The organism is Nocardioides sp. CPCC 206348 (assembly GCF_048654705.1).
GTDB lineage: Bacteria > Actinomycetota > Actinomycetes > Propionibacteriales > Nocardioidaceae > Nocardioides.
Window position 1 is genome coordinate 140890 of sequence record NZ_JBMCZA010000243.1, and the last position, 9430, is coordinate 150319.

Below are 9430 nucleotides of genomic sequence, written 5' to 3' on the forward strand. Positions count from 1 at the left end.
GCCGCCGACCAGGTCCAGCTCGCGGTCGACGGCCTGGGCCTCGCGTACGACGCCCTGGCCACCAAGAGCCTGACCTGTGGCCTCGACCCGGCGTGCTCCCGGGCCCGGGCCGGGATCAAGCAGATCTGGGAGGCCGAGCGCGACCAGCTGTTGCCCGGGCTCCGCGAGGCGGCGCGCGGCGCCCGCGCCATCGCCACCGGTACGGGCGACCTGCGCACCGGGCTGCGCCAGCTGCGCGGCGGGATCGCGAAGGCCCGCACCGGCACCCAGCAGCTCGCCGAGGGCCAGCAGGTCTTCGCCGACAAGCTCGGTGACCTCTCCTCCGGCGCCGACCAGCTCGCGGCGGGCGCCGACCGGATCCGCGGCGGCACCGAGGAGGTGGCTGCCTCCCTGCCCGAGCTGGAGAAGGGACTGGCAGCTGCGGCGCAGCACCTCCAGGCGACCCGCGACGAGGTCGACGACCCCGCCAGTGGCGGTTTCTACCTGCCGCCGACGGCGCTGACCAACCCGGACTTCGAGGCAGCCAGCCGGTTGTTCGTCTCCGCCGACGGGCGCACGGCCCGCATCGTCGTACTCGGGAAGACGGACGCGTTCGGCCGCGAGGCGTCCAGTCGTTCGGCCGAGGTGCGCGACATCGTCGACCACTCCTTCGGCGGCACCCGGCTCGCCAACGCCGACGTGATGGTCACCGGCATGGCGAGCACCAACGACGACCTGCGCAGGTACTCCCAGTCGGACCTGGAGCTGATCGCGATCACCGCGCTGATCGCGGTGTTCCTCGTCCTGCTCCTGCTGTTGCGCAGCCTCGTGGCGGCGACCGCGCTGATGGCGACGGTGGTGTTGTCCTACGTCGCGGCGATGGGTCTGTCCGTGCTCGTGTGGCAGTACGGGCTGGGCATTCCCCTCGACTGGACGGTCGCGGCGGTCGCGTTCGTGATCCTCGTTGCGGTTGGTGCGGACTACAACCTGCTGCTGACCAAGCGGATGCACGAGGAGGCTCCCGACGGATCGGCGCGCGGCATCGCCCGCGCAACAGCCGCCACCGGTGGCGTGATCACCTCGGCGGGGGTGATCTTCGCGGCCTCGATGATGGCCCTGATGGCCGGCCGGGTGACCACGATCGGGCAGGTCGGCTTCACCATCGCGGTCGGCCTGTTGCTGGACACGTTCGTGGTCCGCTCGCTGCTGGTGCCGGCGCTGGCCACGCTGCTGGGCAAGTGGTTGTGGTGGCCGCAGAAGGCGCCGACGGAGGCCTGAGCCCACTCAGGCCCCGCCGCCGGGCACCCCGGGTCCGAGTCAGTCGCGCAGGAGCCGGCTGGTCGAAGGCCATCAGACCATCGGTCGCCCGAGTCGGCGACGGATCTCCAGATCCCATTTCATCGCGTTCATCGGGAAGGCCCGCAGGACAGGGGGCAACGGCCGCGACACGACGCCCATCGTGCGCAGCAGCCGGTCGTGGCGCCGCTGGTCCGTCGCGCTCCACGAGTAGCCCAGCTGGTCGCGGACCGGATCGGGGAGGAACCCGATGTTCATCCATTCGAGCGCCGGTCCGAGCACGCGGTCCAGCGGGCTCGGAAGGATGTCGGCCCTGAGCAGCGAACGCAGGTAGGCGCCGACCCGGTCGTCGATGTGGACGCGCTCCAGGCCCTGCTCCCAGTAGGCCAGGAACTCCTCGCGGGTCTGGTGCCAGGCGTCGGCCGGTACCTGCAACGTCGTTCCGAGCCGGGCGCTGGCGCGCAGCAGCACCCGCTCCTCCTGGTCGGAGAGCGGGCCGTGCATCCGGACGAAGATGTCGCGGGTGCCGTAGTAGATGGAGCTGGCCACCCACAGCTGCAGGTCGCGGTTGAAGGCGTTGTACTTCACCGGGCTCTCGGGCGTGGACCGTACCTGCCGGTGCTGCGCGTTGATCGCCTGTCGGTAGTCCAGCCGCTGTCGGTGGTTGCCGAGCAGGGCGATGCCGAGGTACCCGATCGTGGTGCGGAACCGCTTGAACGGATGCAGGGTCACCTTGCCGCTGTCGACCCGGCTCTCCACGACGCCGTACCCGACCTCGGGCCAGGCCAGCTGGATCGCGACGTTCGACGTGCCGGCGATGAAGACGGAGATGCCGTCCATCTTCCGGCGCAGCAACGCGAGCTCCTCGGCCCGCAACGCCTTCTGGTCGGCACGGATGAAGGCGGCTGCCTCCTCGCCCGACTCGGGGTCGATGACGGGCACGTCGGATCGGATCGGTTCGGCTCCCATCAGCTGTAGAGGGCGTCGATCTCGGTCGCGTACTTCTTCGCGATCGGCGTGCGCTTGAGCTTCATCGTCGGGGTGAGCTCGTCGCCGCCCGGCTCCCAGGGCTGGGCGAGCAGGGCGAACTTCTTGATCTGCTCGACCCGGGAGAGCTTCTCGTTCGCCTGGTCGATGCCGGACTGGATGAGTGCCCGGACGGTGTCGTCCTGTGCGAGGACGGCGGGGGAGGCATCGGCCAGCCCGGCCTTGGCGCCGTACGCCGCGCAGGCGTCCGGGTCCAGGGTGAGCAGCGCGGTGACGTAGGGCCGGTCGTCTCCGATCGCGACGACGCTCATCACCAGCGGGCAGGCGACCTTGACCGCGCCCTCGATGTTCTGCGGCGACATGTTCTTGCCGGCCGCGTTGATGATGAGCTCCTTCTTGCGGTCCACGATCCGGACGTAGCCCTCGTCGTCGATCGTCGCGATGTCGCCGGTGTGCATCCAGCCGTCGCTGTCGATGGCCTCGGCCGTCTTGACCGGGTCGTTGCGGTAGCCCTTCATCAGCAGCGGTCCACGGACGAGCAGCTCGCCGTCGGCCGCGAGCGTGATCTCCGACCCTCCGGGAACGACCTTGCCGACGGTCCCGATCCGGATGCCGTCCGGCGGGTTCATCGTCACGACCGCCGAGGTCTCCGACATGCCCCACACCTCGAGCACCGGGACGCCGAGGGCGAGCATGAAGGCCAGCGCGTCCGGAGCGATGGCGGAGGCGCCGGTCGCGGCGACCCGGACCCGGTCCAGGCCCATCCGCTCACGCAGCTTGCTGAGCACCAGCCGGTCCGCCAGGGCGTGCTGGACCCGGAGCGCGATCGGGACGGACTTGTTGTCCGACTTCAGCCAGGCCACCTTGGTGCCGGTGGCGATCGCCCACTGGGCGATCTTGCGCTTCTTCTCGTCGGGCTCGGCGGCCAGCGCTGCCTCGATGCCGGCCTTGACCTTGTACCAGACCGCGGGCACGGCGCCGAAGAACGTCGGGCGGACGCTCGGCAGGGTCGCGATGAGCTGCTTCGGGTCGGCGACCGTGGTGACCTGGATGCCGTAGCGCAGGTTGTTGTAGTGCGCTCCCCACCGGTTCGCGATGTGCGCGTCGGGGAGGTAGGACACCAGCTTGTCGTCGTGCGTGAGCGGGAAGTACCCGTCCAGCGCGTCCATCTCGGCCATCAGGTTGGCGTGGGTGAGCTCCACGCCCTTCGAGGGCCCGGTCGTGCCCGAGGTGTAGATGAGGGTCAGCACGTCGCCGGGTTCGACGGCCTTCCAGCCGGCATCGAAGTCGTACGACGGGTCGCCGGCGGCTTCGAGCTCGGCCAGCGTGATGGCGCCCTCGGCGGGTCCGTCGACGCAGACGAAGTGCGCGACCTGGCCGTCGGTGTCGGCCGCCTTCAGCTTCTCGAGGAACTGCAGCTCGGTGATGACGACCTTGGTGCCGGCGTTGCCGAGGACGTGGGTGATCTGGTCGCTCGCCAGGGTGTTGTAGATCGAGAACGGGGTGGCGCCCACGTGCAGGGCGCCGGTGTCGACCACGTGGAACTCCGGCCGGTTGGTCAGCATGAGGGCGACGGTGTCGCCCCGGGTCACGCCGAGGACGGCGAGACCGGACGCGACGTTGCGCACGCGGGCGGCGTACTCGGCCCAGGTGAGGGCGACGCTGTCGTCGGGAGTGCGGAGGGCGACGGCGTCGGGGCGAGCCGAGGCCGTCTGCTGGAAGGCAGCGCAGAGCGTGCGGTTGTCAGTGGCCACACCCGGCAAACTACGCTCTTCCGGCAATTCTGACAACGGTTGTTGTCCGAAGTGTGGGAAGGGCGATGCGGTACCTCCGGAATCGGAGCAGGGTGGGCCCATGACACAGCCCCGCCCGTTCGACATCCGTGACCACATCGCCGGCCCGGCCGGCTTCCTCGGGTCCGCGGCCAACGTGATCATGCAGCTCGGCTGGCGCGAGGTGGGGTACGGCGTCGTGGAGAGCAAGGTCGACAGCGGCAACGTGATGCTGCACCCGTGGAAGCGGCTGCGGACCACCATCACCTACCTCGTCGTCGCCCTGTTCGGCACCGACGCCGACCGGGCGGCGTACCGCGAGGCCGTCAACCGCTCGCACGTGCCCGTACGGTCCGGACCCGACAGCCCGGTGAAGTACAACGCCTTCGACCCGGCGCTGCAGCTGTGGGTCGCGGCCTGCCTCTACATCGGCTTCCGCGACATGAGGCTGGCGTTCCTGGGGCCCATGACCGAGGCCGACGCGGAAGCGCTCTACGTCTACTGCAGCCGCCTCGGCACCTCGCTCCAGGTGCCCCTCGACATGTGGCCGGCCGATCGGGAGGCGTTCGAGGTGTACTGGGCCGAGGGCCTCGAGCGGGTGCGGTACGACGAGCCGGTGCGCCGGCACCTGCTGGCGATCGTGGACCTGCAGATGATTCCCCGCTGGATGCGGGTGGGCAACCGGGCGCTGAACCGGTTCGCCACGGTGGGCTTCCTCCCGCCGGAGTTCCGTGACGCGATGGGGCTGACCTGGACCGCGACCGACCAGCGCCGCTTCGACCGGTTCGTGAAGGTCGTGCGCTTCGGGTCGCGGCTGCTGCCGCGCTGGGTGCGCATGCTGCCGATCCAGCTCCAGCTCGCCGAGGTCCGACTGCGGATGCGCCGGGGCTGGGCCCTGACCTGACCTGACTTGGCCCGGCCGGGCGGGTCAGTCGGGCCGCTGCTCGAGCAGCTGCTGCACCGACGAGGCCAGGAGCTGCCCGACGGCGTCACACAGCTCGCTGTGGGTCAGGTCGACCTCGCCGCTCAGCACGCCCTGCGTCACCTCGAGCGCGCCACCGACGGCGTACAGCAGGGTGACCCGGCCGCGGGGCGAGTCGACGGTGAGGCCGAGCGTCGGGCCGAGGAAGGACCGCATCGCCTCGGTGTAGGAGGTCACGATCGTGCGCCGGACCTCCATCAGGCCCTGGGTGTTCGCGGAGACGATCGTCGCTGCCCGCGCCTTGCGCGGATCCTGCTGGAAGACGGAGAAGGCGCCCTCGAAGGCGGTACGACAGGCGTCGAACAGGTCGGTCGGTGCGCTGTTGCGGACCGCTGCTGCTCCCTGCCGGGCGACCTCGCCGGCGATCTCGGTGAACAGCGCCAGCTCGAGCTCGTCCAGGCTCGCGAAGCTCTCGTAGAAGTAGCGCTGCGTGAGCTTCGCGTGCGCGCACACCGCCCGTACGCCGATGTCGCCGTCGTCGCTCCCGAGCAGGTCGAGCGCGGCCTCGAGGAGGGCCGCCCGGCGACGGCTTCGCCGCTCGTCGGCCGTGACTCCGCGATACGACCGACTCACCGACACGCGGGCGAGCCTAGATCATCCCGCGCGCCGGACCTCAGTAGGACTTGGGCAGGCCCAGCATCGACGTACCGATGTGGGCGAGGACCAGCTGCTCGGCAACGGGGATGTTCTTCCCGATCCGGGCGTCGCGCAGCCAGCGCTCGACGGGGAACTCCTTGGAGTACGCCATGCCGCCCAACGTCTGGAACGCCTGGTCCGCGGCCTCCCAGGCGACCTGTGCGCCGGTCAGCTTCGCCACGTTGGCCTCGTTGCCGCACGGCAGGCCCTGGTCGAAGAGCCACGCCGCCTTGTAGGCCATCAGTCGACCGAGCTCGGTCTTGGCCTTGATCTGCGCCAGCGGGAACTGGATGCCCTGGTTGGCGCCGATCGGGCGGCCGAAGACCACCCGCTCGGTGGCGTACTTCGCGGCGTAGGCCAGCGCGGCGTCAGCCGCACCGACCCCGCCGGCCGCCGCCAGGATCCGTTCCGGGTTGAGCACGTCCCACAACACGGCGAACCCGGCGTCGACCTCACCGATCACGTTGCGGGCAGGGACCCGTACGTCGTCGAAGTACACCTGGCTGGAGAACAGGATGTTGCTGCCCATCTTGGGAATCGGGTTGTAGGTCAGCGTGCCGGCGGCGAGCGCCTCCTTCACGTCGATCAGGAAGAGCGTGAACCCGTTGGTGCGCGGCTTCGCGTCCGCAGCCGGAATGGTCCGGGTGACGGCCACCATCCAGTCGGCGTTCTCGACGTTGGAGATCCAGACCTTCTGGCCCTTGATCAAGAAGTCGTCGCCGTCGCGGCGGGCCGAGGTCTTGATCTCGAGGGCGTTGCTGCCGGCGTCGGGCTCGGTCAGCGCGAAGCAGAACTGCACGTCGCCCGCGGCGATCCCGGGCAGGATCGCCTGCTTCTGCTCGTCGGTGCCGTGGCGCACGAGCGTGGTCGCACCGAAGCCCGGGGTCGTCACGTAGAAGAACGTGCCGGCGCCGCCGCCGGACGCGCACAGGGCCTCGTTGGCGATGGCCACCTCGAGCAGGCCCTGCCCGCCGCCGCCGTACTGCTCGGGGATGTTGAGGCCGAACCAGCCGCCCTTGCCGAGGTCGTTGAAGACCTCGGTCGGGAACCGGTGTGCCTCCTCGCACTCGGACCAGTAGGCGTGGTCGTAGCGAGCAGCCACGGCGCGAACACCGTCCTGTACGGCGAGCGCGGTCTCGGGCAGGTTGAAGTCCATGGTTCTTCCTCAGGTGGGTCCGGCGGGGAGGGGGTCAGAGGCCGAGCGAGCGGCCGATGATCTCCTTCTGGATCTCGGTCGTGCCGCCGTAGATCGTGGAGATCCGGCTGTCGAGGTAGGCGCGGGCGATCGGGTACTCCAGCATGTAGCCGTAGCCGCCGTGGAGCTGGACACCCTGGTTGACCAGCTTGTTCTGCAGCTCGGTCGCCCAGTACTTCGCCTGCGACGCCTCGACGGCGTCGAGGGTGCCGGCGACGTGCTTCTTGACGCACTCGTCGATGAAGACGCGGGTGATCTTCGCTTCCGTCGCCATCTCCGCGATGAGGAACCGGTTGTGCTGGAACTTGCCGATCGGCTTGCCGAAGGCCTCGCGGGTCTTGGCGTAGTCGAGGCACATCTCGACGATGCCCTCGCACGCAGCGGCAGCCTGGGCGGCGATGATCAGCCGCTCCTGCGGCAGGTTCATCATCAACGAGATGAAGCCGCTGCCCTCGGCGCCGAGGACGTTCTCCTTGGGGACCCGGACGTCGGTGAAGCTCAGCTCGGCGGTGTCCTGGGCGTGCATGCCGATCTTGTCGAGGTTGCGGCCGCGCTCGAAGCCCGCCATGCCGCGCTCGACGACGAGCAGGCTGATGCCCTGGTGCCCGGCCTCCGGGTTGGTGCGGGCCACGACGATCACGAGGTCGGCGTTGATGCCGTTGCTGATGAAGGTCTTGGACCCGTTGAGCAGGTAGTGGTCGCCCTGGTCGACCGCAGTCGTGCGGATCCCCTGGAGGTCAGACCCCGCGCCCGGCTCGGTCATGGCGATGGCTGTGATCGTCTCGCCCGTCACGCAGCCCGGGAGCCAGCGCTGCTTCTGCTCCTCGGTCCCGAGAGAGGTGATGTACGGAACGATGATGTCGGTGTGGACGGAGAAGCCCGGACCGTTCGCGCCGGCGCGGGTCTGCTCCTCGGACAGCACGACGTTGAACCGGAAGTCGTCGATCCCCGGGCCGCCGTACTCCTCGGGGACGTCGAAGCAGAGCATGCCGGCGGCGCCGGCCTTCAGCCACAGCTCGCGCGGCACGATGCCGTCGCGCTCCCACTGCTCGTTGTGGGGCACGACCTCCTTGGCGAAGAACGTCCGCACGGAGTCGCGGAAGTCCTCGTGCTCGGAGAGGAAGAGTTCGCGCATGGGAAGGGCTCCTGACGTAGGGCTCGGCGCTGATGTTGACAGTGCCACGATCAATCTACTGTTACAGTATCACTGTCACGATAACGGGTGACGAGACAAGGGGAGCATCGTGGCGAACGACATCTCGTCCGACCAGGTCGCTCGGCTGACCGTCGACGAACTGGCCGCGGCAGCCGGCATGACGGTGCGCACGGTGCGCTACTACGCCGGCCTCGGCCTGATCCCGCCTCCGGAGCGCCGGGGGCGACAGGCCTTCTACGCCGACCTCCACGTCGCCCGGCTCAAGCTGGTCCGTGCGCTCCAGGACCACGACCTGAGCCTCACCGCGATCGAGGACTATCTCGCGCGGATCCCTGCCGACGGGAATGCCGACGAGGTCGCCGTACGGGCGCTGGCCCTGACCACCTGGTCGCCCCAACCCCCCGAGGTCGTGAGTCGGGCCGAGCTCGAGCGCCGGGCCGGCCGGGCGCTCGACGAACGGACGCTCGACCTGCTGGCGGCCGTCGGTGTCATCGAGCACGCTGAGGGCCGGTTCGAGCTGCAGCCGGGTTTCGACGCGACGGTCAGGCTGCTCTCGCTCGACGTCGGTGCCGACGGCATCCGCGCGGCCGGGCTTGCGGTCAAGCGCCACAGCGAGGCGCTCGCCGAGGAGCTGACCGAGATCTTCGCGCAGCAGGTCGTCGGTCCCTACCGCGCAAGAAGTCACCACACGCCGGAGGAGGCAGCGACCTTCCAGTCCACGATCGTCCAGCTGCGGCAGCTCACGCTCGAGGCCGTCGTCAGTGGCTTCCAGCGCGCTGCCAACCAGGTGATCAACCGCTCCGTCCGGGGCGGCGCAGGATGACCCGACCGCCGCTGGGCCCGATCCTGGACCCGTTCGGTCTCTGGGGACCCACGACGCGGGCGGTCGTCGTGACCGGCCGGCAGGTGGTGGGCTGGACCGAACGCCAGCTGCTGGGCGCGCTTCGTTCGCGCCTGGACATCGCCGCCCCGCCCCGCCAGCCGCGAGAGCTCGCTGCCGGGACGGAGAGTCGTGGCGGTACCCCGTTGCGCGGCAAGATGGACCGGTTGCTGGACCGGGCGCTGGAGCAGAACAGCCAGGCGGGCCGACAGGAGCTGTTCCACAAGATCATCGACCAGCTGGTGCCCGACGAGGCGCGGATAGTCGGCGCCCTGTCCGACGGGTCCGCGTCGCCGATGGTGCACGTGTACGCCCGCACCATCAGCGGGATCGGCGGCGAACCGATCCTGGAGAACGCCTCGCTCGTCGGCAAGATGGCCAACGTCTCGCTCCCGCACATGACGCCGGTCTACGTGAGCCACCTGCTGTCCCTCGGCGTCGTCGAGACCGGACCGGAGGACCCCCGGCTCAAGAACGACTACCAGATCCTCGGCGCCGATGCCGCCGTCCTGCGGGCGCTCAAGGCGGGCAAGCGTGGTCCGATGGA

General features: G+C 69.7%; 9 protein-coding genes. 4 read left to right on the forward strand and 5 right to left on the reverse strand.

Translation table 11 applies throughout. The features are described 5' to 3' along the window. On the forward strand, positions 1 to 1257 hold a 1257-nt coding region (locus tag ACOADB_RS29065; RefSeq protein ID WP_378607490.1), incomplete at its 5' end, for an MMPL family transporter. 72 nt (positions 1258 to 1329) lie between these two features. On the opposite strand, the gene ACOADB_RS29070 is transcribed toward ACOADB_RS29065, so the two are convergent. Continuing rightward, positions 1330 to 2217, reverse strand: a complete 888-nt coding sequence (locus ACOADB_RS29070) for an oxygenase MpaB family protein (protein WP_378607493.1) — start codon at positions 2215 to 2217, stop codon at positions 1330 to 1332. Positions 2218 to 2243: 26 nt separating this feature from the next. Further along, the gene (locus ACOADB_RS29075) at positions 2244 to 4016 is read right to left on the reverse strand and encodes an AMP-dependent synthetase/ligase (protein WP_378607496.1); all 1773 of its coding nucleotides are present in this window, start codon (positions 4014 to 4016) and stop codon (positions 2244 to 2246) included. A gap of 100 nt (positions 4017 to 4116) precedes the next feature. Here ACOADB_RS29075 and ACOADB_RS29080 point away from each other — a divergent pair, with 100 nt between their 5' ends. Next, a complete protein-coding gene (locus tag ACOADB_RS29080; RefSeq protein ID WP_378607499.1) occupies positions 4117 to 4938 on the forward strand; it encodes an oxygenase MpaB family protein in 822 nt (273 codons plus the stop codon). Positions 4939 to 4962: 24 nt separating this feature from the next. Here ACOADB_RS29080 and ACOADB_RS29085 read toward each other — a convergent pair whose 3' ends face one another. Genes ACOADB_RS29085 through ACOADB_RS29095 form a run of 3 tightly spaced genes read right to left on the reverse strand, consistent with a single transcriptional unit; the run spans position 4963 to position 7982 of the window. After that, positions 4963 to 5595: a TetR/AcrR family transcriptional regulator gene (locus ACOADB_RS29085; RefSeq protein ID WP_378607502.1), complete on the reverse strand. Its 633-nt coding sequence runs from the start codon at positions 5593 to 5595 to the stop codon at positions 4963 to 4965. A 34-nt stretch (positions 5596 to 5629) separates the two neighbouring features. Then, a complete protein-coding gene (locus ACOADB_RS29090) occupies positions 5630 to 6808 on the reverse strand; it encodes an acyl-CoA dehydrogenase family protein (protein WP_378607505.1) in 1179 nt (392 codons plus the stop codon). 34 nt (positions 6809 to 6842) lie between these two features. Then, positions 6843 to 7982 carry an acyl-CoA dehydrogenase family protein gene (locus ACOADB_RS29095; RefSeq protein WP_378607508.1) on the reverse strand — a complete coding sequence of 380 codons (1140 nt, stop codon included), beginning with the start codon at positions 7980 to 7982 and terminating at the stop codon, positions 6843 to 6845. A gap of 109 nt (positions 7983 to 8091) precedes the next feature. On the opposite strand from ACOADB_RS29095, the gene ACOADB_RS29100 reads away from it, so the two are divergent. Both ACOADB_RS29100 and ACOADB_RS29105 read left to right on the forward strand, forming a co-directional pair. After that, positions 8092 to 8826, forward strand: a complete 735-nt coding sequence (locus tag ACOADB_RS29100) for a MerR family transcriptional regulator (RefSeq protein WP_378607511.1) — start codon at positions 8092 to 8094, stop codon at positions 8824 to 8826. Further along, the coding region (locus ACOADB_RS29105) for an Abi-alpha family protein (protein ID WP_378607514.1) at positions 8823 to 9430 on the forward strand (608 nt) is incomplete at its 3' end. The genes ACOADB_RS29100 and ACOADB_RS29105, both read left to right, overlap by 4 nt.

Coding starts and splice junctions, on each gene's coding strand:
- ACOADB_RS29095 (WP_378607508.1), bottom strand. CDS start 7,982: ATGCGCGAACTCTTCCTCTCCGAGCACGAGGACTTCCGCGACTCCGTG.
- ACOADB_RS29080 (WP_378607499.1), top strand. CDS start 4,117: ATGACACAGCCCCGCCCGTTCGACATCCGTGACCACATCGCCGGCCCG.
- ACOADB_RS29090 (WP_378607505.1), bottom strand. CDS start 6,808: ATGGACTTCAACCTGCCCGAGACCGCGCTCGCCGTACAGGACGGTGTT.